Genomic DNA, 24,710 nt, shown 5'->3' with positions numbered 1-24,710 from the left:
TAGTGACAAAGATGACAAAAGAAAAATTAAAAGCAAAAGCGGAAGATTACTTTTACAAAGGTGAGTATGAAAAAGCATTGCACAATTTTTCTTTGGCTCTTATGCAAGCCCCCGATGATAAAGAGTTGCAGATATGTGCGGTTTTAACTGATATGGCAAATGAAAACGAAGAAAAAGCACAGGCGATATTTGAATATTATCAAATCACCAAAGAGATAGAAGAAGATAATGCCGAAGAGATCATAGGGGATCTCATAGAGAGTATGGATTTTGATGTGGATATACTCAACAAAGTCTTAGATGGCGGTTATCTTGCAAGTGAATACCAAGATGATAACAGTATCAATTATGATGATTTTATACAGTTGGTAAATGATAGAGGAAGTTTTAAAAGGGCATATGAGGATATAATGTTCAGTACGAAAGTACTTATCAATTCAAAAGATGATTTTATAGATTTTTTAGACAGGCTTATAGATAACAACTATGTTGAAACTGCCTTTTCATACGGTGAAGCAGCTATCACACTTTTTCCAAAAGATACGAAATTACAACACATCTTCCATAAAATAAAAGAAAAAAAGACACTCTAAGTTGAAACGGTTATTTGGCGAAACATATATCACGGATGATACTAATGAGTGCACTAAAGAGACTCTTTTTTTAAAAACGAAACAAAATCAAAAATATATAAGCAGTATTTCCCTTGATAACATAAAAGGTTTTATCACTCCTAGAGAGTTGATAAAAGAGCTAGGTATCGATGATATGAAGATTATAGGTATTACGGGAACAAATGGTAAGACCACGACCGCAGGTGCCATATACTCCATACTTCTTGATCTAGGATACAATGTGGCAATGCAAGGTACTAGAGGCTTTTTTGTAAATGAAGAGAGATATGAAAACAAAACTCTTACTACTCCTTCCATATTTCAAACGATTACTCATCTAAAAGAAGCAAAAGATAAAAAGTGTCGATACTTCATCATGGAAGTTAGCTCCCATGCCATAGCCCAAGATAGGATAGAAGGGCTTGATTTTGCTTTGAAAGTTTTTACAAATATATCTCAAGATCATCTTGACTATCATAAAACCATGCAAGAGTATAAAAGTATCAAATCTTCATTTTTTAGCGACGATAGCCCAAAACTCATAAACAAAGATGGTGGAAAGATAGACTTCAATATAAAAAATGCCAGAAGTTACTCTTTGGAGTATCCTGCAACTTACAAGATAGAAGCATACTCTATGCAAGAGGGACTACAAGCTGTTTTAAAACATTTTGATAAATTTTTCCAGTTTTCTTCACCTTTAGTGGGTCTTTTTAATCTTTACAATATAACTGCCGCCATAGCTTCAGTAGATATGATAAGTGACAATTCACTTGAAGAGATAACCAAAGTCGTAGATAATTTTGCCGGAGTAAGCGGTAGGATGCAGGTGGTTTCAAACGAGCCTCTAGTGATAGTGGACTTTGCCCACACACCGGACGGCATGCAAAAAGTACTTGAAAGTATGCATGATAAAGATATATCGGTAGTATTTGGAGCAGGTGGTGATAGGGATAAAGACAAAAGAGCCAAAATGGGAAGAGTGGCTTCAAAATATGCCAAAAAGATTTATGTAACAAGTGATAATCCAAGAAGCGAAGATCCGCTTGACATCATCAAAGATATAGTGCAAGGCATCAGTAACCCAAACACTCTCATCATCCCTGATAGAAAAAAAGCTATCAAAATAGCACTTCAAAACCTTGAAAAAAGTGAAGTCTTGATGATACTTGGAAAAGGCGACGAAGAGTATCAAGAGATAAAAGGCAAAAAGATACCCTTTAGCGATATAGAGGTAGTCAATTCTCTATTGTAATAATCCCATATAAAAACTTTGATTGACCTGATTTGGTCAATCACAAATGACATAATTTCATTATAAAAATATGGAGTTATGTCATGAATGAAGATCAAAACAATCAGTTTCAATTAGAAGCAATTATCGAATGGCTTCCAGATAAGTCTAAGCCGAGCGGCCGTAGAGTTTTATCTTTTAAGCGCTACCATGATAACGGTTCTGTAAAGATAGAGCTATGCCCAACAGATAGTAAAAAATATGTTTTAAAGTCATACTATGACAATGGTCAACTAGTCTTTCAAACAAATTGCATAAATGATAAAACCATAGATGATAAAATCATATATTACTATAAAAACGGCAATGTAAAATGTGATATTTCATATAAAAACGGTGTTATGCACGGATTGGCCAAAGGGTATTATATGTGCGGGAAGATTGCTATGGAAGTTGTATGGGATAACGACCAAGCGGTAGAAGGTGTATACTACAATAAAAACGGTATAAAAAAAATCATGACAAAACAGCAACTATACAAGATTACTAAACAGAACAATAAATAGGAGAAAGCAAAATGCCGCACCAATTTTACAAACAAAAAAAAGAGTATAAAGTCAGCAAAAAAGAAATCAATATAATTTTAAATGAGTTAAGCTCTTTACCATATGACTGTGTGCTTTATATGGGTTATGCAGACAAAGACTTGACAATCGCGTTAAAAGATAAGTACAAAATCAAGCTTGATGACTGGTTTGATAGGACCAACAGAATTACTGCTTTTTGGTGTGACGGCATGACGGATGACGGTATGTATATACTGGATGGAACAGCCATAGAGCTAAATGTTCCCAAATGGGCTGAAGATATTCCGGTTGTGATAGAGGGGATAACCAGGCATCAAGTTTTGATACTCGATATCCCTTTAGAATGGAAAATGTATCCGAGCGAATATTTTCTTAAGCCTGCTGAGGTTGTATTTGTACTGGGTGATGCTCATCCGGATAATTTTAGGACAGATTATGACTGGTCATATAGAGATGGAGTTTGGATAGGAAGGAGTGCGGAATGCAAAGAGAAAAAGAGAAGCTTGATAAAATGATCAAAAAAGCCGCTGATGCTATAGCTAAAGCAGATGCAGTGATCATCACCGCAGGGGCAGGGATGGGAGTAGATAGTGGACTGCCTGATTTTAGAGGAGTGGAGGGTTTTTGGAAAGCGTATCCTCCTATAGCCAAGTTGGGGTATGATTTTATACAGATGGCAAATCCCACACTTTTTAGATATAGCCCTAAACTCGCCTGGGGGTTTTACGGTCATAGACTGAACTTATATCGCAAAACAAAACCGCATGAAGGGTTTAGGATACTTTTGGATTTGGTTGCCACAAAAGATAACAATTACTTCATTTACACTTCAAATGTTGACGGGCAATTTCAAAAAGCAGGATTTGACGAAGATAGGATATGTGAAGTCCACGGAAGTATCCACTACCTCCAATGCACCAAGCCTTGTACTATAGAAATATGGGAAAATGATCTTGATGATATAGAGATAGATATGGATAAATTGGAAGCAAAATCTCTACCCAAATGCAAAAACTGTGATGAATTGGCAAGACCAAACATACTGATGTTCGGTGATGGTCAGTTTATCGACAAAAGATCAGAAAAGCAAAATGAAAGATTTAGAAGTTGGCTTATAAGCAATCAAGATAAAAATACGGCTATCATAGATATAGGTGCCGGTACGGCTATCCCTACTATCAGGAATTTCGGTGATAGATATACCGGTTACGATAACTATACCCTTATCAGGATCAATCCAAGAGAGTTTGATGTTTACAACGGCGGGGATATAGGTTTGCCTTTTGGAGGATTAGAGGGGTTGAAAAAGATAAAAGCCGCTCTAGATACCTTATAGGCTTTTAAAAGTTGCTATATGTTGCAGGATTTTATCCTCTATCCTTTTTGGCTCTATGACTTTTATATATGGCAAAAACCTTTGGATAATAGGGATGATCTCCATATCATCAGTGATATATATCTCCATATCCGCTGAACCATCCTTGTAAGTGGTGATAATCCTTTGGGTTTTGGATAGGGGTTTTCTTTTGAAGTATTTTGAGATATTTTTCTCTAAAAAGAGTACTACTCTGTATGGCTCAATTTCCGGTTTAAACCAAGCATTTATGGCATTGTCAAATTTGTCAAGTTTATCTTTGTCAACTTCAAAATGAGTTTGAGTTAACTCTATATCTTTGATGGAGTTTAAGTGATATTTCCTTATGTCTTTGTAGTGATTGTCAAAGTTTACAAGATACCAAAAGTCATCATAATTTACTATTTTTAAGGGATTTAGTTTTCTTATTTTGTTTCTGTAAGTACAATATATCTTTACTTTGTGTTTTATGGCATACTTTATCATGATGATTTCATCTTTGAAGTCATCTATCTTTTCAAGTGTTGTTGAAGTGTATATCTCATGAGAGAGCGCATGTTCAAACTTGTCAAAAAGATTTTCTGTAAAAACTGATAACTTAGTATCACTGTATTTGTCCCTACTTTTATATTTCAATATACACATCACCGCTAACTCTTCTTTGCTAAACAAAGATGAAGCAACCAAAGAGTGAGAACTTTTATAGCATTTGTCTATATAACTGTATGAAACAGAAGCAAAACAGGGCAATATATAGTCATTAAAATCCGTTCTTATAACTTTCTCGCTGACTTTTAACTCTTTTGCCATCAAAGGAGTTTTAATGCACAAGCCTTTTGAAAGTAAATCTATAAGATATGAAAGTCTTTTTATCCTGCTGTTTTTCATATCATAAGTTTAGCAGAAAATTATTGATTTACCAAACTTAGTTAATTAGATGTGAGATAATTTTAAAATTAAACGAGGAGCGACAGATGAAAAAAATTGTACTGCTGTTTTGTTTATCAGTTTTACTGTTTTCTTCGGTAAAACAAAATCTTGTACAATTTGGAACTGGAGTATCATATCTTTTTATAGCAAAAGATAAAAATGGTAGTATATCTTTTATTGATGACTCAAATGCTATATTAAAACATGATGGAAGTTATTGTTATTTGTCAGATAAGGTTTTAAAAAACTATGAAAACTTATCAAATATACCTGACAAACTATGTAAAAATTTACCGCCAAATCACAATATCATTAAAGTATTGAATCCTATAAAAAACATAAATGTATTTTGGCCATTTGACAATGAGGAGCATTTTGACTTACCAAAAAATTTACCGGATAATATAAAAAGTTTTCTTGATGAAGAGGGAATTATAGCTAATAAAGTTAAACCGAAGCATGAAGTGTTTATAGTTAAAAATCACCATATTGATTTGAAAATAGATGGCGGAGGATATAGGAGTAGAGGCTATTGTAGTGCAAATGTATCATTAATCATAAGTTTAAAAATAGATAATATACAAATTTTAAAAGATTTATATACAAATCCATGTAGTTCACCATATAATATACGACAGATAGATATTGATGTGAATAAAAAACTAATAATCTTGCATATAAGAAAATATAGTGCCGACACTGAAGATATTCTTGCTAAAATACCTCTTGATTATTTTAAATCAATTTCAATAAGTTATCTTTTTGATGAAGATAGTTTGCAAAAGATTATAGATTATCTTAATACAAATTCTAAGACTTCAAAAGATTTTAGTAGTTACTATAGCTACAAAATTATAAAACATGAGAAAAGTAGTATTCATTATACTTCAGCAAATATTGATAATTTAAAACCTAAAAAAGTTAAAAAATATAGCATAGAAAAGTATGAAAAAAAATGTGATAACAATCAAATCAAATATTGTTATGATCTTGGTATTATGTATTATTATGGATATAATGCAAAACAAGATAAAGAAAAAGCTTTTAATTTTTTTAACAAATCATGCAATGGAAAGTTTGCAAAAGCATGTTATAATCTTGCAAATATTTACAATGATGGGTACGGGGTAAAAGTTGATAGAAAAAAAGCCGTTTTACTTTATCAAAAAGCTTGTGATAGCGGATATGGTGAAGCTTGTTATCACCTGGGTAATATGAAATTATTTAAAGATAAAGATTTGATGAGTGCAAAAGATTTTTTTAGATTATCTTGTCAATATGGTTATAAAAGAGGATGTTTTGCTCCAATGTTTTGGACAAGCGATAGAGATATCAGAGTAGATATTGATTTTTTAAAAAATTTATGTAGCAATAACAATATACTTGCCTGTATTAATTTGGGAAATATTTATTCTGACGGGGTAGAAATCAAAAAAGATCCTCAAAAAGCTCTATCTTTCTATAAAAAAGCTTGTGATAGAGGGAGTACTGTTGGATGTTTTGAACTTGGAGTTTTATATGATGTCGGAGACGGAGTTAAAAAAGATCAAAAAAAAGCTTTAAAACTTTATGAAAAAACTTGTGATAATGGATACTCTTATGGATGCTATAATCTTGGTCTTATGTATGACGGATATGGAATGTTTATAAATAGAAAAAAAGCTAAAATATTATATAAAAAAGCGTGTAAACTTGGTAATTTACATGCCTGTAAAAAACTTAAAAAGAAAAATGGTTTGCATTGATATAAAACAAATTTTACTTATGATTTAAAAGGTTTTAAATATATATATGATTTGGATATAATTAGTGTATGAAAAATTTGATATTATTATATCTGTAGCGGTATTTATGCATTTGAATGTAAAACAAATTCAAAAAGTTATAAAAAATATGAAACCTAAGTTTTTCAATGAAGGAGAAGTAATGTCTAAGATTACAGAAGAACAGATAAAAGATGTATATAATAAATTAATGAAATATTCAAATAAAGATCTACAAGTATTTCAAAATAAAACACAATCTCATATTGTAAATAAGGTTAAAACAATAATTTTGGATGAAGCCAACTTTAATTGGAACGAAACAAGTCTTTCTGATTATATAAACACTATAATATATATGATAAAAGGGCAAGTCTTTGCAAGAACAGTTAATAGTTTTGCAGAACAATATTTTATTCATATGTTACATAAAGATTTTGGAGAAAATATTTACAAAAATGCACAAAGATCATTGCAACTTCACAAAGAATATTATAAAAAAATTATAGAAGAAAGTAAATTAAAAAAAATAATTAAAATATTTCGTAAAAAATGGGATACAACAAACGAACTATGGAAGCAAGAATATATAAATGGATTATCTAAAAGTTATAGGGGATTGAAAATAAATATTTCATTTGGTATTGGTGCTAGAATATCTAATCCTGATAAATTTCCATATATAAATTTCTTAAAAGATGATTTTAAAACTAATAAGGGAATCTACCCTTTTATAGCATATCACTATAGAGATGGCTATTTTGAAATAGGGTTAGGTATTTCAAGAGATAATGAACCTGATGTGACACAAATCATTCTTGATGCAATAGACAATTATCAATCGAAGAATATATTTGTTGATGATATTGATAAAGTTATAACTACTATTAATGAAGTTATAGATGCTTTTGAAAATATTGTAAATAACGAAGATAGAAAAAATAAAAATAATAACCAAAATATTTATATACCAAATCAAAATCAGTCCAAAAATCAAATTCTATATGGACCTCCAGGCACAGGAAAAACCTACAACACCATAAATAAAGCCATTGAAATTATAGAAGATAGAAAACTTACAACTGAAGAATTAGAAAATAGAGAAAGATTAAAAAATAGATTTGATGAGTACAAAAAAGCTGGACAAATAGAGTTTATAACATTTCATCAAAGTTATGGATATGAAGAGTTTATAGAAGGGATAAAGGCTGATATAAATAACAATGATGAAATAATTTATACAAAAGAAGATGGAATTTTTAAAAAATTTACTTTAGAAGCAATTATATCCACTATTCAAATTACAAGAGAGAGTGTTAAAACTATAGGCTTTGATGAAGTTTATGACGGATTGTTGGAAAAGATAATTAATGGTGAAATTGGATCATTGTCTTCTAAAACCGCCAATGATATTGTAGTTTCTGGTATTACAAAAAACGGCAATATAAATTTCAAACATAAAGATGGAAACAAAAAGTATTTGGTTTCTAAAGCGAGATTGAAAAAACTTTTTGAGTATTTCAATGTCAAAGAAAAATTTGACTCAATATCAAATATAAATGAAGAGTTTCGAAAAGTGATAGGTGGATGCAATACATCGGCATATTGGGCAGTTTTAAATTATATTCATACAAATAATATAGAAGATGAATATCAAGATATTGATATTGAAAATATGACTGAAATAGAGCAAAAAGAGCTTATAGAAAACTATCTTAAAACACATCAATCAGAACGAAAACAAAAAGATCATATTAAAAACTATATTTTAATTATAGATGAAATTAATCGTGGAAATATCTCTAAAATCTTTGGTGAACTTATAACACTTTTAGAAGATAGTAAAAGAATCAGTGCAAAAGATGAGTTAAAAGTAAGCTTGCCATATACCAATGATTTATTTGGTATACCTCAGAATCTTTATTTGCTTGGTACTATGAATACAGCAGATAGAAGTATAGCTCTTCTTGATACGGCACTTAGGAGAAGATTTGAGTTTGTAGAGATGATGCCAGACTTGGAAACTCTAAAAGATATTGAAGTTGAAGGGGTAGATATATACGCATTACTTGAAGCAATAAACAAACGAATAGAATACCTATATGATAGAGATCATACTATTGGGCATGCTTATTTTATAGAACTAAAAGAGGATGACAAAAATAATTTACCAACACTATCAAATATTTTCAAAAATAAAATCATTCCTCTACTTCAAGAGTATTTTTATGATGATTGGGAAAAGATAAATCTTGTGTTAAACAACAATGGTTTTATCAAAAATAAATCTTACAATCAAAAAGAATTGTTTTCAAACTGCAATTTAGAAGAATTTGATGATGAGAAAATAATATACCAGCTTGATAAAGATGCACTGGAAAATAAAGATAACTATATAAAAATATATCAATGATTTGTAAAGAGCATGATCTTATAAAAAGAGGTGAGATACCCGATAAAGCTTTTGATGATTTGGTTAAATTTGCCTCTTATGAGAAAAATTACAGATATCTTGATGTTACTCGTGGCGGTAAAGCTTTAAAGATAAAGAACTATGTAGGAACAATCACCACAAAAGATGGTACTACCATAGAGATATTACCAAAGATATACGGTAGTAAAGATGATACTCAAACAAAACAAGTGCTTATAAAAATGCTAAAAACATTGAAAAATTCACCTTTTAAACATATAAATGAAGCAGCTTTAAATACTAAAGATATGAGTATCTTTGAGATATTTATATTGATGTTTACAGATGAGTTATTAGTGTTGGTAAAAAAAGGCATTAAGTCTGATTATATACAAACAGAAACAAATTTACATTTTTTAAAAGGAAAGATTAAGCTTGATACTCATCTAAAACAAAATCTTTTTCATAAAGAGAGGTTTTATGTGGAATTTGACGAGTATTCTAAAAATAGAGCAGAAAATAGGCTAATAAAATCTACACTTCATAAACTGTACAAAGTGTCCAAATCACAAAAAAATCAACAAAAACTAAGAGAACTTTTGTTTATATTTGATGATATAAAGCCATCTTTAAATGTAGATAAAGATTTTGAAAAGTGCAGTATAAACCGCTCTATGAAACATTATGAGAATATATTGCAATGGTGTAAAATCTTTTTGCAAAATCAAACCTTTACACCATATAGTGGTAACAATATAGCATTTGCTCTTTTGTTTGATATGAACTTACTTTTTGAATCTTATGTAACGCATTTTTTCAAAAAGTACTATAAAAAGAGGAAGGTAAAAGCACAACACAAAAAACATAAACTTGTAGAATCACACCAAATATTTCAGTTGAAACCTGATATAGTTATAGATGATGATATCGTCCTTGATGCAAAATGGAAACTGCTTGACACAGACAGTACTCATTATGCTTTATCTCAGGCTGATTTGTACCAAATGTATACTTACGGTAAAAAATACAAGTCAAAAGATATATACTTAATCTATCCAAGATCAGGTAATTTTCAAACAAGCCTTGAAGAAGCCTTAGGATATGATGAAACACTTAAATTGCATATTTTGTGTTTTGATTGCCTACAATTAAATAGCAACAGATTTGTGCTAAACTGAGTTAAACAAAGGGATTTTGTTAGTATTGTTGTAATGACGATGAGTAAGATATGAGAAAAAAGGTTGATTTTTTATCGTTGTTGCTATATAATAATTTGGTATAAATTGGAAGGATATACAATTATGAATCAAAAAAAAGAGATTTTAGATTTTCTAAAGAGCAATCGTAAATTTTTATATGATACTTATCATGTAACTAAAATTGGTCTTTTTGGTTCATTTGCAAGAGAAGAACAAAACGAAAACAGTGATGTTGATATTTTAATAGATATAAAAAATGATACAAAACATATACATGATTTAAAGCTTGCTCTAAAAGAGTATCTCTCAAATGCATTAAACAGAAATGTTGATATAGCAAGAGAAAAATATATAAAGCCCTATGCCAAAAAATATATCTTAAAAGATGTAATCTATGTCTAAAGTTCTTTTGCATTTAGAAGCTCTTATCGAATCCATTGATAAAATTGAACAATACTCTAGTGAATTTAACAATGCTGATGAGTTTTATCATGACAGTAAAAGTTTTGATGCAACAATGATGCAATTTATACTTATCGGTGAAATTATATCAAGAATGGATGAAGATTTTAAAAAGAGCCAAAAACATATACCTTGGCAAAAGATAAAAGATTTTAGAAATATAGTTGCGCATGATTATTTTGGTATAGATGCAGATGAAATATGGGATATAGTCAAAGAGAAGATAGTACCCTTAAAAAAAGATATATTAAGAATTACAAAAAATTATACTTAAATTCTCCACAGATAAATACCATTTCAAATTTTAATATAAGTACTAAATATAATAGACAAATAATATAAATGCCATCAATATATACTTGATAAATTTAAAATATATCCTTTTAAACTTGATTAAATAACTTGACATTAAATTTTTTCTTTGTTATACTTCCTTCATAATTATAAATTTAAAGGAAAAAAATGCAAAAAGATACCATTACTTTACATGCAGGATATGACAATAAAGAAAATTATGCTTCTATGAGTGTTCCTATAGTTCAAACTACGGCTTATGCTTTTAAGAGTGCGGAGCATGCGGCAAATTTGTTTGCTTTAAAGGAGCTTGGTTCCATATATACAAGGCTCAACAATCCAACCACAGATGTGTTGGAGCAAAGATATGCCGCACTTGAAGGCGGGGCTGCAGCACTATGTGTTTCTTCGGGGCAGGCTGCTATATTTTACGCTATTGCAAATGTCGCTCAAAACGGGGATAATGTTATCATATCGGATAAACTTTACGGTGGAGCGGTTACGTTGCTTACTCATACTGTAAAAAGATTTGGTATCGAGGCGAAAATTTTTCATAGTGAAGATGCAAGTGACTTGGAAGAGTTGATAGATGATAATACAAAAGCTATCTTTTTTGAGTCTCTCTCAAATCCGCAGATAGCCATAGCTGATGTAGAAAAGATAGTAAATATAGCCAAAAAGCATAAAGTTCTAACCATCTGCGATAACACTGTAGCTACCGCAGAGCTTTTCAATCCTATAAAATGGGGAGTAGATATAGTTGTGCACAGTACCAGCAAGTACACAAACGGTCAGGGAACGGCTATAGGCGGTATCATCATAGAAAGAGACGGCTTGAACGAGTTTTTCAAAGAGTCAAAGAGGTATAAACACTTCAATGAGCCCGATCCTAGTTACCACGGCTTGGTTTATACAGATGTTCCGTTGCCAAATTTTTGCCTAAGAGCCAGGCTTGCGCTTTTAAGAGATATAGGCGCGGCTCAGTCGCCGTTTAATTCATGGCTTTTGCTTCAAGGTTTGGAAACACTTGATATCAGAGTTCAAAAACACTCCGATACCGCTTTGAAAATAGCCGAGTTTTTACAAGATCATCCCAAGGTCAAATCAGTCAATTACCCCGGGTTAAAAAATAACAAATATTACGAAAAAGCAAAAAAATACTTTAAAGACGGGAAAGCTTCAGGGCTGTTGTCATTTGAAGTAGGAAGTTTTGAAGAGGCAAAAAGTGTCATAGATAAAGCCAAGCTTTTTAGTATAGTGGTCAATATAGGCGATAGCAAATCCTTGATAGTTCACCCGGCATCTACCACACACTCTCAGCTAAGCGAAGAAGAGTTGAAAGAAGCCGGAGTAAATCCTACTACCATTAGGCTTAGCATCGGACTAGAAGATCCAAAAGATTTGATAGAAGATTTGAAGCAGGCACTTAGTTAAGATGGCGTTTATCTCATCAAAAGGAGCGTATGCGGTTGCCGCGATGCAAAGACTCTCGATCGAAGAAGAGGAAAAGCCTTTGCAGATAAAAGATATAGCAAAAGAGCAGGGTATCTCTCAAAATTATCTTGAACAGATACTAAATAAGCTCAAAAAAGCAGGTTTTGTTAAAAGCATAAGAGGCAGTCGTGGAGGTTATCTGTTGGCAAAAAGTCCAAAAGAGATAAAGATAAAAGATATCATAGAAGTATTGGAGGGTGATATGAAGCTGATAGATACCACTATCGACAATCCCGTTGTCAACCTCTTTTTTGAAGATTTGCAAGATAAGGTTACCGCACTTTTTGAGTGTAGTTTATATGATCTGAAAAAGTATCAGATAAAATATAATGAAAATCTGCATTATATAATTTAAGAGATACGCAAAAGGATACAAGATGAAATATGCAAAGAATGTTACAGAGTTGATAGGTGGCACCCCGTTAGTACAGTTACAGGGGATAAGCGATCAAACTAGTACAACAGTTTTGGGAAAATGTGAATTTTTAAATCCAACCCATTCGGTCAAAGATAGGATCGGTGCAAATATGATAAGGACTGCACTTAAAAAAGGGATCCTTACAGAGGATTCAACGGTTATAGAATCCACCAGTGGCAATACAGGGATAGCTTTGGCTTCAGTTTGTGCCAGTTTAGGGATAAAACTGATACTTACTATGCCAAGTTCTATGAGTCTTGAAAGACGAAAGCTTTTAAAAGGCTTGGGGGCTGAGTTGGTTCTGACAAAACCGGAGCTTGGAATGAAGGGTGCTATAGACAAAGCTCTTGAACTCTCAAAAAATATCGATAACAGTTTTATCCCCAGTCAGTTTGAAAACGAGGCAAATCCGGAAATTCACAGAAAAACCACAGCTCAAGAGATATGGAAAGATACGGCAGGCAATATAGATATACTTGTTGCCGCAGTAGGCACCGGAGGGACACTTACCGGTTGCGGGGAAGTTTTGAAAGGCTACAACGAGCATATAAAAGTTATCGCGGTAGAGCCCAAGGCATCACCGGTTTTAGCCGGAGGCAAACCCGGTCCTCACAAGATACAGGGTATCGGAGCAGGCTTTATACCGAAGGTTTTAAATACTCATATATTTGATGAAGTCATAGAGGTTGAAGATGATATAGCCATACAAACTGCAAGAGAGATAGCAAAAAAAGAGGGGCTTCTTGTAGGTATATCATCAGGAGCCAATATATATGCAGCTTCTCAAGTAGCAAAAAGAGAGGAAAACAAAGGTAAAGTCATAGTGACTATCCTTTGTGATACCGGTGAGAGATATCTAAGCAGTGGACTATATGATGAGCAATAGATAAACTATCTTACAAAAATTTATATAATATACTTGACAAATATACTATCAACTTGGTATAATTACATAAAAATTTTTGTAGGAGGTGTAAAATGTTACTAACTAAATTTGACCCTTTTGCCGAAATTAGAGATCTTGAAAGAAGACTTTTGGGAGCAGTTGATGTTCCTGCCGTTAAAAGTGACAAAGAAGGTGTCAATGCTTTTGTTCCGACTGTTAACACAAGAGAAGATGACAAGGCTTATATAGTCGAAGTCGATCTTCCGGGAATCGATAAAAAAGATATCAAGGTTAACATAGACCCTGAAAACAGGACTCTAACCATCTCAGGAGAGAGAAAGTTCAAAGATGAAGTTAAAAAAGAGGATTACTATAAGATAGAGTCAAGCTATGGAAAATTTATGAGAACTTTTTCATTACCTGAGAATGTTGATGTAGATAAAATTGACGCTAAAAATGAAAACGGTGTTTTAAATATCACTATACCAAAAGTAAAACAAGAAGCTAAAGAGGTAAAAGAGATAGCAGTCAAATAAACAAGAAGTAGAGGGTGATCCTCTACTTCTTCATATATGCCGAAAAAACTTTTTTAACTATGCCGGTCGAGTAGGCAAGTGGATTTTTTCTGATCTTGCTTTCTTCTCTTGCTATCATATGAAAAAGCCCGTCTATACTTTTTTTGGTGACATAATCATCAAGACTTTTTTCACTTAAGTTTATCATATATTTTTTTGCTTCGGTTTGCTTGGCTATATTCATAACAGTTCCAAGTATGGAGTTTGTGCTTTCGCCAAGGTTTACCTTTGGCATATACTTCTCATAATACCCTTTGAAAGAGTCATAATAACGCATGACGTTTATATTTCTTATGCTGTCTTTCACTATAGGATATATCTTTTCATATAAAAGCTTACTGTCTTTTTCTTTGAAAAAGTTCGTTATGCTTCCATCCCCACCTTTTAAGAGTTTTTTCGCATCTTCTATACTTAAGTTTTTTATACTGTTTTGAAAAATTTCATAGGTTTGAGGTACGGCTTTTTCTGCTGCATGGTTCATAGCTGCTTCAAAATCATCCACATACTCTTTTCCGCCATATTTTTTGACTATGCTTGCTGCTTTTTGCAAAGATGAAGGCAATGGTATCTTTACTTTTGGATTGGATAAAAATCCATTTTGTTTTGAGAGATTTGATACGGCATATTTCGTTCCGGTTTTTAAAGCTTCTTTGATGGCTGAAATCCTGTCATATGAAGTTATGGATGTCGATGAGGTTGAGGAAGTCTTAGAACCTGTAAAACCTTGAAGCAGGCTTGTCCAGTCAGCATAAGCAAAAACGGTTATAAAAATAAGCAGGGGCAATAATTTTTTCACTGTGCATCCTTGCTTAAAACATAGGGATTTCTCTGAGCTGTAGGCATGATGAGGGCATGTTGTATATTGACATGTTCCGGTACATTTAGTATATAGATGATAAGATAAGCTATATCCTCGGCACTCAAAGGTTTATACCCTTCATATACTTTTTTTGCTTTTTGCTCATCCCCTTTAAATCTTACATTGGAAAAGTTTGTTTCTACCGCTCCCGGCTCTACACAGGAAACTCTTATATTTGTTCCCGCAAAGTCTATGTTGAGTGTATCTGTTAGCATGCCTACGGCTGCTTTGGTGGCGCAGTAGACATTTCCTTTGGGATATCCCATAATGCCGGCAATACTTCCAAGATTTATGATATGGCCTTTATTTCTTTTTCTCATAGAGGGAGCTATAGTCCTTGTAACGTAGAGCAGACCTTTTATGTTGGTATCTATCATCTCTTCGAAGTCGTTTATGTCGGCTTCGTCAAAGTTATCTAGCCCTGCGGCAAGTCCGGCACTGTTTATAAGTATGTCTATGTCATATTTTTGAGTAAGTTCACTTACTTTTTGGATAGTCTCTTTTTTGTTTCTTATGTCGAAAGTTACGGTATCTATACTGTTGTAGTCTCGTTGAAGTTTTGTTTTTAATGTTTGAAGTTTTTCGTTGTCTCTTCCATGCAGCAAAACATGTACACCCATCTGGGCTAGCATTTTTGCTACCGCTTCACCTATCCCGGAAGTTGCTCCTGTTACAAGAGCATATTTTCCTTTGAGATTGTTCATGTTATTCTCCTTGAGTTGGGTATAACATTTTACTACCTCATTGTTAAAAGTTTGTTGAAATTGAATGGAACTCCCGACCTTTGAGGTCGGGAGTTTTAAGTATTATTTGTTTCTCTCTTTTTCAAGATAGTCATATCTTGGAAAGGCGAAGATGGTTTTTCTGTAAACCACTATCTTTTTAGGATCATCGACTGCGTAAGCTTTTATGATGATTGGTATAGTTACATCTTTTGTTGTATCTTTTGCCAGTATTTTATCAGTTGCTAGAACGACTATCTTTTTGACTTTTTTACCCGCATTTAAAGGAAAAGGCTTTTTAGGTCTTTCTATGTATATACCTTTAAAAGGTGTCTTATCTTTTTTAAGCACTTCAAAGTAGTAACTGTGTTTTTTGTTTTGTGTATTTTGAAATAGCATTACATAAGCATTTTCAACTGTTTTTCCATGATTTTCTATGCTATACAACTCTGCGGTTCTGTTGATGTTTAAAAGCATATACTCTTTGGTCGTACTCATTAAAAAGAGTGCTATAAGTGCTATAGTCAAAGCAACACCGTAGGCTATAGTTCTAAATCTTAAAAATTTAGGTCTTCTATGCTCTTTGACCGCTGATATGGAGTTCCATTCTATAAGTGAAGGTTTTCCAAGAGCTCCCATGACTTTTGTACAAGCATCGGCACATTCAAGACAGTTAATACACTCAAGCTGAGTTCCTTGCCTTATATCTATATGAGTAGGACAAACTCTAACACATGCTTCACAGTAAGTACACTCTGCATCAGGTTCAAGTGCAAGCAACTCTTTTTTATTTTTTACAAGTTTGTGATCCAAGTGAGCACCACTTTGCGGGTCAACTTCATATATGATACCACCCCTGTCTTCATCATAAACAGCTTGTATGGTTTCTTCATCGTACATAACGGACTGAACTCTAGCATATGGGCAAACATATATACAAAAGTCCTCTTTCAATCTTGTTATATCATATATCAAAAATGCCGCAATTCCAAAAACAAAGCCAAGCATCACCATATGAGAACCGGGATCTTGGATATATTTGAAAAAATCCTCAGGCGGTACAAAATACCACATAAAATCAGCTCCTGCTACGATAGCTAAAACAGACCATATCAAAATAGCGATAACTTTTTTGCCTTTTGTTCCCGGTTTATCCGGAGCTTGCTTGTTTTGTATACTTTTTCTTATATGAAGAAGTTTCGTTTTTATCAAGTCCCTGTATATAACTCTAAAAATCGTTTGAGGACAAGTCCATCCACACCAGACCCTTCCACCAAGTGTTGTCATAAAGAAAATGCCCAAAAAGAGCAAGATGAGTAAAAATGGCATCAGGTACAACTCTTGCATATCGAATTTCACGAAGAATAGATGTACTTTCATATGATCAAAATTCAGCAAAAAGAAGTGATTGCCATTGATGCGTATCCAAGGTAGTACAAGTGATACTATGGTTGCCAATATATAGAAATAGTACCTTTTGTATCTATATATATGTTTTTTGAAATTACCCTTGCCCATAATATATCCTTTTATTAATATTGTTATAATTTTAACTTATAATTTTTATAACAATATCACATTTTTGTCATTTGTAATGATATTATTATATTTCTTAAATGTCAATAGGGTATAATTTAATTAAAAATTAACAGTTAAAAATTAAAAATGGAATGTAAACAAATGATGTTAAATGTTTTTCCTACAAGTAGGTGTATAAGGAAATTTTACGATGGGTATGGCGATGGGTATTTGCCAAAGTCTATCACTATGGATGAATTTGAAAAAAGAGTTGTTGTTGTAAAAGATAAGACTTTAGCTGATGATGATAAAAGAGTGTTGTTTTTAAACAAGGCTGCATCATTTAGTAGATTTGAAGAGTTGAAAATCCCACAAGAGTACCTTTCATTTTTGAAATCAAGCAAGTTTTTATTTGGTTTTTTTGAAGAACTTGCTTTGGAATTTGTCGATATAGATGATATAAGCATGGTTGATACTTATGCCGAGTATGAAAATCATCTTGAGATTTTAAAAATACTGCTTGAAAATTATAAAAAACTTTTAGGAAATGAGGGATTTTATGACAAGATTACACTACCTGAACTTTATGAGATAAATTATGAATACTTAAAAAGATTTTCAAGTATCATGATATATGCAGATGGTTATCTAAACAGTTATGAAATGGAGCTTTTAAGTAAAATCTCCAAAGTTCTAAATCTAGAGATAGTATATCAAACAAATATATTTACAAAAAAGATGATGCAAAGATTTGAAAAGTTGGGATTTGATTTGGAATATGACAAGCTATATCGTTTGGATGTTTCAAATAAGAAAATCATAGAGTCCAAAGATATGCCATCTTTTGTAAAAGAGATCGAATTTTACGAATCTTCCAATAAACTTTTACAAATTGCATATATCAAAAAAAAGATATATGATTTTATAAAAGCCGGTATCAAACCCGAAAAGATAGTCGTTATCACCCCCGATGAAGAATTTGTAAAAGAGATTGAAAAGTTCGACAGTGAAAATATCTTTAATTTTGCCGCAGGGTATTCGTTTGAGAAATCCGGTATTTATAAGAGATTAAAAGCATTTTATCTATATCTTGAAGAGAGAAGTTATGAAAATATCTACAGGATAAAAAGATACTTTGAAAATTATAAAGAGTTTGACAAGTATCTCTTTAAAAAATTCAGCGAAGTTGATTTTGATGAGGTGATGAAAGATTTTGTCTTTGAAAGTGATAAAAATGAGGAAGTGCTTATATATAAAAATGAGCTTTTTAAATTTAAAAGAGTAGAAGGTGAATTAAAAAATGTAACTTTCAAAGAGGCTTTATATCTTTTTTTATCAAGACTGAAAGAGAACAGGCTTGATGACAAGAGCGGAGGCAAGATAACCGTCATGGGAGTGCTTGAGAGCAGACTTATGCGATATGAGGGAGTTATAGCGGTTGACTTCAATGAAGAGATAGTTCCCAAAAAAAGCTCAAAAGATATGTTTTTAAACACAAGTGTAAGAAAGCATGCCTCTTTACCTACATCGACTGATAGGGAAAATCTACAAAAAAACTACTATCATAAACTCTTTTTAAATGCCAAAAAAGTAGCTATCGGCGCAGTATCCAACGAAGATAAAAAACCGTCAAGATTTTTAGAAGAAATTCCTGTAAAAGAGTTAAAAAAAGAGAACTTTGATGAGAATTATTTAAAAGATATACTACTAAAAAGCAAAAAAGAGTTTATGCGCAAGTTCGAATCTGACTTGTATATGGAATATGATTTTAAAAATTTTATTTTTTCCGCAACTTCATTTAAAATATTTTTAGAGTGTAAAAGGAGATTTTACTATCAATATATAAAAAAAATCAGCGAAGCTATAATCCCCTCAAATGAGGTAAATGAAAGAATCATAGGAGAAAAAATCCATCTTGCTTTAAAAATACTCTATAAACAAAACAGAGTTTTTAAAAGTGAAAAAGAGTTGTGGGATAAATTATGTTTACTGCTAAATGACAAAAATGAGCCGGTGCTTGGTTTTATGCTTGATATTTGGAAAGAGAAGTTAAAGAAATTTACAAAAAATGAAATCAAGAGATTTGAAGAGGGATATGGTTTTTATGATGCCGAGATAAGCTTGGACGGTATTGTAGAAGGAGTGAGGATAAGGGGAGCGATTGACAGGATAGACAAAAGGGATGAAGCATTTGTCTTGCTTGATTATAAAACTGGAAAAATAGATAAAACAACTTTGAAAAATATAGAAAAAAGTACCAATTTTCAAATGGAATTTTACTTTTTGTTAGCAAAGCAAAACGGATATGACAAGATAGAAGAGGCAGGTTTTTATGATTTGAACAAGGGTGAGATCGTAAAAGAAGATTTGCTTGAAGAAAAAACTTTGCTGCTCAAGGAAAAGTTTAAAGGGTTAAACCATAAAGAGTATAATTTCTCAATGAGTGAAGATATAAAAAACTGCAGATACTGCCCGTATGTTATACTTTGTGGAAGGGATGAGATATGAGAGATATCGATAGATTTGTAGCTTACGAGGCAAGTGCGGGAAGCGGCAAAACTTTCGCTTTGACTTTGAGATATATATCTTTACTTTTTTTAGGAAATCAACCAAGCAAGATCCTAGCCCTGACTTTTACCAACAAAGCCTCGAATGAGATGAAAACAAGGATACAAAATACACTGAAAAATTTAGAAAGCGATGAGTACAAGACGGAACTTTCAGAGCTTTCAAAGATACTAAAAAGAAGTGAAAAAGATATCTTGAAAGATAAGGATCGTATCTATGAAAATTTTTTAAAACAGGACAATTATATACTGACTATCGATAAATTTTGTAGCTTGATTTTAAGAAAATTCGCTTTTTATATAGGTTTGATGCCTGATTTTACCATAGAGCAAAAAGATAGTTTGGCTCTTGTCATTTTGCATTTTGTAAAATCACTGCAGAAATACGGGCTTTATGGTGAGTTTATAAAATTTAGTGTTTTTGAAGATAAAAAGTTAAATGCCGTTTTTGACATACTTTACTTCTTTTATGAAAAGTTTTTTGTATTACCCGAGAGCAAGAGAGAAACAGAGTTTAGCGAACAAGTCGTACTTAAAACTTTTAATGATTTAAAAAAGATGATTTTAGAGTGCGATAAACTATCACCAAGCGGAAAAAAAGCTATATCATTGCAAAATATTGAAGAGATATATAAAGCCGGTTGGTTTTGCAAAGAATCTCTTGAAGAGTATCACTACTTTAAAAAATGTTACCAACCTTCTTGGGATGATGAATTTGAAAAGTTAAAAAGCAAGATAAGAAGTTACTTTTTATATAGAGAGTCAAAATACATCAACAATCTTTTAAAATTTTTCAAAATTTTTAAAGAGGTCAACTACAATGTTAAAAAAGAGTTGAATGATTTGAAGTTTTTGGATATCACAAACTTTACTTATGAGATACTAAATAGGGAAGTTGAGCGTGATTTTTTTTACTTTAGGCTGGATGCGAAGTTCGATCATCTTTTGCTTGATGAATTTCAAGACACCAGTGTATTGCAGTTTGAGATACTAAAACCTTTGTTTGACGAGATAGTATCAGGTATCGGAGCAAGCGGGGATAGGAGTATATTTTATGTTGGGGATATAAAGCAGTCGATATATAGATTTAGGGGTGGCAACAAAGAACTTTTTTATGAAGTGGCAAGACGGTATGCGTTGGATGTAAAGAGACTAAATGTCAACTATAGAAGCAAACAAGAGATAGTTGAGTTTGTAAATCAAACTTTTATGGGTAAAATGGAGGGATATTTTCCTCAAATCCCAAATGATAAAAAAGGCGGAGGATATGCAAAAGTCATAAAAAGCGACGAATTGTTAAAGAGTTCTTTGGACATAATTGTACAACTTTTGGATAATGGTATCAATGAGGATGACATAGCGATTCTGACATATACAAATGATGATACTTTTACTTTGGAAGAGGAGATAAAAAAAGAGATACAAGACATAAAAGTGGCAACTCAAACTACCTCTTTGCTTATATCAAATCATGAAGTGAAGATAATCCTGGAATGTATGAAATATATCTATTTTGAAGAGAAATTTTATCTTTACAATCTTTTGGTACTTTTAGGTAAAGACGAGAATGATGCAATAGAGCTAAAAGGGTTTTCAAAGGAGATGAGTCCTTTGGATTTTACCTGTGAATGTATCAAAAAATTTGGATTGAACAGTTTGGCGGTATTGGACTTCTTAAATGAGTTAAGAAGTTATGATGACATGGAGAGCTTGCTTTTTGGTTTGGATGATTTTAAAGTCCAAGCTTCCCAAAAGGATATACAAGGCTTGAAGATACTTACAATTCATAAGTCCAAAGGGTTGGAGTTTAAGCATTTGATAGTTTGTGACAGACTAAAGAGAAAAAACAGTGATAGAAAGTCATGGGTTTTGTCATATGAAGATTTGAAACCTAAAGAGTTATTTTTGAAAGCAAAAAACAGAGAGTGTGTTGATAAGGAGTACAAAACTGCTTTGGAAAAAGAGAAGAAACTGCAGCTCGAGGATGAGCTAAATGCCATATATGTCGCTTTTACCAGAGCTAAAGAGTCACTGTTTATCATAGAAAAAGAGAAAAATTCCGCATTTTCAGTTTTAAATTTGAAAGAAGAATCTTTTGGAGAATTTCCAAAATCAACCGGTGAAAAAATGACGATTTTAAAGCCTTCTTTTGATTATGAAGAGCCAAGTGTGGGTAAACAAAAAGATGTTATGACTTTTGAGGAAGAGAGTGACAATGACAAAGAGAGTGATTTTGAAGCTATAAACTTTGGGCTTGCGACCCACTATATGCTTGAAATGCTTGACGGCTTTGACAAGGAGTCGTTAGATGGTGCGTATCAAGCTATGAAAAACAGATATCAGGACTTGTTGGATATCCAAAAAACAGAAGATATCAGACAAAGGGTAGAAAATCTTTTAACAAACAGTGAATTCATGAAGATAAGAGATGATTCATCCAAGCTTTATAAGGAGTTGCCTGTAGTTTTTGAAGGGAAACTAAAACAGATAGATTTGTTGGTGGAAAATCATGATGATATAAAAGTCATAGATTACAAAACTTCAAAATTTGTTCAAAATGCGCATATAAAGCAGGTCAAAGAATATATGGATATTATAAGAGAGATAAAAGAAAAAAAAGTAAGCGGATATCTTTGCTATCTGCAAAAAGAAAACATAAAAATAGTTGAGGTAAACAATGAGTAAAGAGTACGATGTTTTGGTAGTGGTTGAGGTAAAAAACCTTGAAGATAAAAAAGCCTTTGATAAATACTTGAAAAAAGAGGGGCTTATAGAGATAGAAGGCGAAGAGTATGCATACAAAGGAGTCAGCTCAACACCACTTTTCAATACCAGGGCATTTTTGGAAGATACATTTAAAAAAGCTCTGAAAAAAGGCGGAAACTTCGATGAATTCAAGATGGTAGTACAGCTTGGAGAAAATCCTTTGGAGGTTTACAAGTACAATAAAGAAACAAAGAGTTTTTGATGAGTATATATTATATGGCTTCAAAGCTTTTTACATATCTTGTGCTTCCACCGGGGATTTTTATAGTTATACTGTTCTTTGCATCTTTGTATATAAAGAGGTTTAAACGGTTTTTTTTCAGCAGTGCCGTGGTGTTTTATCTCTTGAGTAATTCTTATGTATCCGATATGCTGTTATCTCCTTTGGAAAGTCCGTACAATAAACATATGAATGGTTTTAAAAAAGCAAATGTCGTTGTCGTACTCGGCGGAGGGAGGATAAAGGGATCTTCCAATCTTCCATTGTCGCAAAGCGCCTTTAAAAGGGCGATATGGGGTTTAATGATGGCAAAAAAAGAAAACCTTCCTTTGATATTTACCGGCGGAGGTGTGGATAAGAGCTATAGTGAGGCAGACGCTTTTAAAGAGACTTTGAAGGAGATTTCAAAATATCTTGGTGTAAAATACGATACAAAAAAGTTATTTGTTGAGGGTAAAAGTTTAAATACTATCGAAAATGCAAAATATACAAAAGAGTTGCTGACAAAAATAGGCATAAAAAAGCCTGTGATAGTGCTTGTAACTTCGGCATATCATATGAAAAGAGCTCTAAATATATATAGAAAATTGGGTTTTACGGTTATACCTTCAGCTACTGATTTTTTGATAAATAGTTCAAGTTTCAATTTTTTTAAGCTTTTGCCAAATATGTACTCGTTTGATAAAAGCTATATAGCATTACATGAGTATTTTGGTTTGCTTAGTTTGTATATGAAAAGGTAATCAGCCCCTATTTTTCATGCCCAACTGCAGTCTGTATGAGCCTGGAGTTCCAGGAGGCACAAGAGCTACTCTATCACCATCGTGTATGATGCTTTCTTTAGGGACAACTTTACCGTTTAGGAAAGTGGCTTCCACATCATTTTTTTGTAGGTGCATCACCTCTTCAATCAACTGATTAAGGCTACAGTCATCAGGTATGGGTGTTTTGGCATTGACATACTCGGTTATACCTTTTTTCTTTAATTTTTCCCTTAAAAATGAGAAAGCATTGAAAGTGATGGTGATCATAATTTGTCCTTTATGGAGTTTTGAATGATATATGCAAGCAGAAGAGGTAAAAGAAGAAGATTTAGAAGATATTTTCCAAAGTAGAAGATAGAGAGATTTACCAGTTCATTTATGATGTGTGAAGCATTGTTTATATAAAAATTCATAGACTTTTTAAACTCTTCATATGATTTGGCGGTACCTGATATGCCGTTTTGAAGATCATCCCAAAAAGTACCGTTTTTTTGTATGCGGACTTTTAGAGCGGTGTTAGCTTTGGCAAATTTCAGGGCATTGAGGCTTTTTTGGATCTGGGGATCGAAAATCTCGCCGTTGAAGTAGTGCGAAACCAAGGCACTAAAGGGTATAAAAAGTCTAACAATTATCAAAACTATCAAAAATTTGTCCAAAACCCTGTTTTTATAAAAAAGTGACACAAGCGCAAGCAAAATGACAAAAACTATAACAAGCTTCGTTTTTGAAATTTCATAAAGAGCTTTTTCACTGCCGAGTGTCCAAATGGAAAGAGTGATCATATCGGAAAATCTCTCTACCGCGTCATTGATGGGATCGAGCACTTCTCCTATAGCGATAGTGCCTTCTATGCCGACTCCAAGTGTGATACTGCTTTTTTGTATTACGGATACTCCAGCATTTAATGTTCTTAAAAGTGCATATGTTACAATCGCACCTTTGAGTGAATTATCTATGTATTTTTTGGATATATTGTCATATAAGGGAGTGGATATGAAAACAATAACAGCCAGTATGGGTAAAAAAAGATTTTTGGATATAGATATTTTGAGATTATCTGTTTTCATAATG

The 24,710-nt window shown here is 32.5% G+C and carries 24 protein-coding genes; 18 read left to right on the top strand and 6 right to left on the bottom strand.

Translation table 11 applies throughout. The annotated features are described in order from the left end of the window. The first annotated feature begins 2 nt into the window (after positions 1 to 2). From ACZ47B_RS07240 to ACZ47B_RS07220, 5 genes are all read left to right on the top strand, one after another. Positions 3 to 593 carry a tetratricopeptide repeat protein gene (locus ACZ47B_RS07240; protein WP_464893874.1) on the top strand — a complete coding sequence of 197 codons (591 nt, stop codon included), beginning with the start codon at positions 3 to 5 and terminating at the stop codon, positions 591 to 593. Between the two features lies 1 nt (position 594). Continuing rightward, positions 595 to 1,869, top strand: coding sequence for a UDP-N-acetylmuramoyl-L-alanyl-D-glutamate--2,6-diaminopimelate ligase (locus tag ACZ47B_RS07235; protein WP_464893873.1), 1,275 nt, complete (start codon positions 595 to 597; stop codon positions 1,867 to 1,869). 83 nt (positions 1,870 to 1,952) lie between these two features. Further along, positions 1,953 to 2,414, top strand: a complete 462-nt coding sequence (locus ACZ47B_RS07230) for a toxin-antitoxin system YwqK family antitoxin (protein ID WP_464893872.1) — start codon at positions 1,953 to 1,955, stop codon at positions 2,412 to 2,414. An 11-nt stretch (positions 2,415 to 2,425) separates the two neighbouring features. After that, positions 2,426 to 2,950, top strand: a complete 525-nt coding sequence (locus tag ACZ47B_RS07225) for a hypothetical protein (RefSeq protein WP_464893871.1) — start codon at positions 2,426 to 2,428, stop codon at positions 2,948 to 2,950. Further along, positions 2,917 to 3,771 (top strand): SIR2 family NAD-dependent protein deacylase, encoded by an 855-nt coding sequence (locus tag ACZ47B_RS07220; protein WP_464893870.1) that lies wholly within the window; start codon positions 2,917 to 2,919, stop codon positions 3,769 to 3,771. The genes ACZ47B_RS07225 and ACZ47B_RS07220 overlap by 34 nt, the downstream gene beginning before the upstream one ends. Here ACZ47B_RS07220 and ACZ47B_RS07215 read toward each other — a convergent pair. Further along, positions 3,766 to 4,677, bottom strand: coding sequence for a helix-turn-helix transcriptional regulator (locus ACZ47B_RS07215; RefSeq protein WP_464893869.1), 912 nt, complete (start codon positions 4,675 to 4,677; stop codon positions 3,766 to 3,768). The genes ACZ47B_RS07220 and ACZ47B_RS07215 overlap by 6 nt on opposite strands. A gap of 86 nt (positions 4,678 to 4,763) precedes the next feature. Between ACZ47B_RS07215 and ACZ47B_RS07210 the strand changes: the two genes are divergently transcribed. The 9 genes from ACZ47B_RS07210 to ACZ47B_RS07170 all read left to right on the top strand — a co-directional run bounded on the left by ACZ47B_RS07210 (position 4,764) and on the right by ACZ47B_RS07170 (position 14,184). Further along, the gene (locus tag ACZ47B_RS07210) at positions 4,764 to 6,464 is read left to right on the top strand and encodes an SEL1-like repeat protein (protein ID WP_464893868.1); all 1,701 of its coding nucleotides are present in this window, start codon (positions 4,764 to 4,766) and stop codon (positions 6,462 to 6,464) included. A 64-nt stretch (positions 6,465 to 6,528) separates the two neighbouring features. Continuing rightward, entirely contained in the window at positions 6,529 to 8,895 is a 2,367-nt protein-coding gene (locus tag ACZ47B_RS07205; protein ID WP_464893867.1) for an AAA family ATPase, read from the top strand. After that, positions 8,892 to 10,073 (top strand): McrC family protein, encoded by a 1,182-nt coding sequence (locus ACZ47B_RS07200; protein ID WP_464893866.1) that lies wholly within the window; start codon positions 8,892 to 8,894, stop codon positions 10,071 to 10,073. Before ACZ47B_RS07205 ends, ACZ47B_RS07200 begins: the two co-directional genes overlap by 4 nt. 123 nt (positions 10,074 to 10,196) lie before the next feature. After that, positions 10,197 to 10,496 (top strand): nucleotidyltransferase family protein, encoded by a 300-nt coding sequence (locus tag ACZ47B_RS07195; protein ID WP_464893865.1) that lies wholly within the window; start codon positions 10,197 to 10,199, stop codon positions 10,494 to 10,496. Further along, positions 10,489 to 10,830: a HepT-like ribonuclease domain-containing protein gene (locus tag ACZ47B_RS07190; protein WP_464893864.1), complete on the top strand. Its 342-nt coding sequence runs from the start codon at positions 10,489 to 10,491 to the stop codon at positions 10,828 to 10,830. The genes ACZ47B_RS07195 and ACZ47B_RS07190 overlap by 8 nt, the downstream gene beginning before the upstream one ends. 188 nt (positions 10,831 to 11,018) lie before the next feature. After that, positions 11,019 to 12,284, top strand: coding sequence for an O-acetylhomoserine aminocarboxypropyltransferase/cysteine synthase family protein (locus ACZ47B_RS07185; RefSeq protein WP_464893863.1), 1,266 nt, complete (start codon positions 11,019 to 11,021; stop codon positions 12,282 to 12,284). 1 nt (position 12,285) lies between these two features. Continuing rightward, the gene (locus ACZ47B_RS07180; protein ID WP_464893862.1) at positions 12,286 to 12,699 is read left to right on the top strand and encodes an RrF2 family transcriptional regulator; all 414 of its coding nucleotides are present in this window, start codon (positions 12,286 to 12,288) and stop codon (positions 12,697 to 12,699) included. Between the two features lie 22 nt (positions 12,700 to 12,721). After that, the gene (cysK, locus tag ACZ47B_RS07175; RefSeq protein ID WP_464893861.1) at positions 12,722 to 13,648 is read left to right on the top strand and encodes a cysteine synthase A; all 927 of its coding nucleotides are present in this window, start codon (positions 12,722 to 12,724) and stop codon (positions 13,646 to 13,648) included. Positions 13,649 to 13,740: 92 nt separating this feature from the next. Next, positions 13,741 to 14,184: an Hsp20/alpha crystallin family protein gene (locus tag ACZ47B_RS07170; RefSeq protein ID WP_464893860.1), complete on the top strand. Its 444-nt coding sequence runs from the start codon at positions 13,741 to 13,743 to the stop codon at positions 14,182 to 14,184. A 22-nt stretch (positions 14,185 to 14,206) separates the two neighbouring features. Here ACZ47B_RS07170 and ACZ47B_RS07165 read toward each other — a convergent pair whose 3' ends face one another. The 3 genes from ACZ47B_RS07165 to ccoG form a co-directional block, all read right to left on the bottom strand. Next, positions 14,207 to 15,019, bottom strand: coding sequence for a DUF4197 domain-containing protein (locus ACZ47B_RS07165; RefSeq protein WP_464893859.1), 813 nt, complete (start codon positions 15,017 to 15,019; stop codon positions 14,207 to 14,209). Then, positions 15,016 to 15,786: an SDR family NAD(P)-dependent oxidoreductase gene (locus ACZ47B_RS07160; protein ID WP_464893858.1), complete on the bottom strand. Its 771-nt coding sequence runs from the start codon at positions 15,784 to 15,786 to the stop codon at positions 15,016 to 15,018. Before ACZ47B_RS07160 ends, ACZ47B_RS07165 begins: the two co-directional genes overlap by 4 nt. Positions 15,787 to 15,888: 102 nt before the next feature. Beyond that, a complete protein-coding gene (gene ccoG / locus ACZ47B_RS07155) occupies positions 15,889 to 17,322 on the bottom strand; it encodes a cytochrome c oxidase accessory protein CcoG (protein WP_464893857.1) in 1,434 nt (477 codons plus the stop codon). Between the two features lie 162 nt (positions 17,323 to 17,484). Here ccoG and ACZ47B_RS07150 point away from each other — a divergent pair, with 162 nt between their 5' ends. Genes ACZ47B_RS07150 through ACZ47B_RS07135 form a run of 4 tightly spaced genes read left to right on the top strand, consistent with a single transcriptional unit; the run spans position 17,485 to position 23,618 of the window. After that, positions 17,485 to 19,830 (top strand): PD-(D/E)XK nuclease family protein, encoded by a 2,346-nt coding sequence (locus ACZ47B_RS07150; RefSeq protein WP_464893856.1) that lies wholly within the window; start codon positions 17,485 to 17,487, stop codon positions 19,828 to 19,830. Beyond that, a complete protein-coding gene (locus ACZ47B_RS07145) occupies positions 19,827 to 22,574 on the top strand; it encodes a RecB-like helicase (RefSeq protein WP_464893855.1) in 2,748 nt (915 codons plus the stop codon). The genes ACZ47B_RS07150 and ACZ47B_RS07145 overlap by 4 nt, the downstream gene beginning before the upstream one ends. Next, positions 22,567 to 22,857 (top strand): hypothetical protein, encoded by a 291-nt coding sequence (locus tag ACZ47B_RS07140; RefSeq protein WP_464893854.1) that lies wholly within the window; start codon positions 22,567 to 22,569, stop codon positions 22,855 to 22,857. Before ACZ47B_RS07145 ends, ACZ47B_RS07140 begins: the two co-directional genes overlap by 8 nt. Continuing rightward, the gene (locus ACZ47B_RS07135) at positions 22,857 to 23,618 is read left to right on the top strand and encodes a YdcF family protein (RefSeq protein WP_464893853.1); all 762 of its coding nucleotides are present in this window, start codon (positions 22,857 to 22,859) and stop codon (positions 23,616 to 23,618) included. Before ACZ47B_RS07140 ends, ACZ47B_RS07135 begins: the two co-directional genes overlap by 1 nt. Here ACZ47B_RS07135 and ACZ47B_RS07130 read toward each other — a convergent pair whose 3' ends face one another. After that, positions 23,619 to 23,906: a MoaD/ThiS family protein gene (locus ACZ47B_RS07130; protein WP_464893852.1), complete on the bottom strand. Its 288-nt coding sequence runs from the start codon at positions 23,904 to 23,906 to the stop codon at positions 23,619 to 23,621. Then, a complete protein-coding gene (locus ACZ47B_RS07125) occupies positions 23,903 to 24,706 on the bottom strand; it encodes a hypothetical protein (RefSeq protein WP_464893851.1) in 804 nt (267 codons plus the stop codon). Before ACZ47B_RS07125 ends, ACZ47B_RS07130 begins: the two co-directional genes overlap by 4 nt. Between the last annotated feature and the right edge of the window lie 4 nt (positions 24,707 to 24,710).

Source organism: Thiofractor thiocamini (assembly GCF_055384375.1).
Note: the sequence above shows the minus strand (reverse complement) of the source record. Positions and strands in the feature narration are given on the sequence as shown.

Bases quoted from the DNA above. Each gene is read 5' to 3' on its own strand.
- ACZ47B_RS07220 (WP_464893870.1), top strand. From the start codon at position 2,917: ATGCAAAGAGAAAAAGAGAAGCTTGATAAAATGATCAAAAAAGCCGCT.
- ACZ47B_RS07150 (WP_464893856.1), top strand. From the start codon at position 17,485: ATGATGTTAAATGTTTTTCCTACAAGTAGGTGTATAAGGAAATTTTAC.
- cysK (WP_464893861.1), top strand. From the start codon at position 12,722: ATGAAATATGCAAAGAATGTTACAGAGTTGATAGGTGGCACCCCGTTA.
- ACZ47B_RS07185 (WP_464893863.1), top strand. From the start codon at position 11,019: ATGCAAAAAGATACCATTACTTTACATGCAGGATATGACAATAAAGAA.
- ACZ47B_RS07190 (WP_464893864.1), top strand. From the start codon at position 10,489: ATGTCTAAAGTTCTTTTGCATTTAGAAGCTCTTATCGAATCCATTGAT.
- ACZ47B_RS07180 (WP_464893862.1), top strand. From the start codon at position 12,286: ATGGCGTTTATCTCATCAAAAGGAGCGTATGCGGTTGCCGCGATGCAA.
- ACZ47B_RS07230 (WP_464893872.1), top strand. From the start codon at position 1,953: ATGAATGAAGATCAAAACAATCAGTTTCAATTAGAAGCAATTATCGAA.
- ACZ47B_RS07130 (WP_464893852.1), bottom strand. From the start codon at position 23,906: ATGATCACCATCACTTTCAATGCTTTCTCATTTTTAAGGGAAAAATTA.
- ACZ47B_RS07135 (WP_464893853.1), top strand. From the start codon at position 22,857: ATGAGTATATATTATATGGCTTCAAAGCTTTTTACATATCTTGTGCTT.
- ACZ47B_RS07215 (WP_464893869.1), bottom strand. From the start codon at position 4,677: ATGAAAAACAGCAGGATAAAAAGACTTTCATATCTTATAGATTTACTT.
- ACZ47B_RS07170 (WP_464893860.1), top strand. From the start codon at position 13,741: ATGTTACTAACTAAATTTGACCCTTTTGCCGAAATTAGAGATCTTGAA.
- ACZ47B_RS07195 (WP_464893865.1), top strand. From the start codon at position 10,197: ATGAATCAAAAAAAAGAGATTTTAGATTTTCTAAAGAGCAATCGTAAA.
- ACZ47B_RS07225 (WP_464893871.1), top strand. From the start codon at position 2,426: ATGCCGCACCAATTTTACAAACAAAAAAAAGAGTATAAAGTCAGCAAA.
- ACZ47B_RS07145 (WP_464893855.1), top strand. From the start codon at position 19,827: ATGAGAGATATCGATAGATTTGTAGCTTACGAGGCAAGTGCGGGAAGC.
- ACZ47B_RS07160 (WP_464893858.1), bottom strand. From the start codon at position 15,786: ATGAACAATCTCAAAGGAAAATATGCTCTTGTAACAGGAGCAACTTCC.
- ACZ47B_RS07210 (WP_464893868.1), top strand. From the start codon at position 4,764: ATGAAAAAAATTGTACTGCTGTTTTGTTTATCAGTTTTACTGTTTTCT.
- ACZ47B_RS07140 (WP_464893854.1), top strand. From the start codon at position 22,567: ATGAGTAAAGAGTACGATGTTTTGGTAGTGGTTGAGGTAAAAAACCTT.
- ccoG (WP_464893857.1), bottom strand. From the start codon at position 17,322: ATGGGCAAGGGTAATTTCAAAAAACATATATATAGATACAAAAGGTAC.
- ACZ47B_RS07200 (WP_464893866.1), top strand. From the start codon at position 8,892: ATGATTTGTAAAGAGCATGATCTTATAAAAAGAGGTGAGATACCCGAT.
- ACZ47B_RS07125 (WP_464893851.1), bottom strand. From the start codon at position 24,706: ATGAAAACAGATAATCTCAAAATATCTATATCCAAAAATCTTTTTTTA.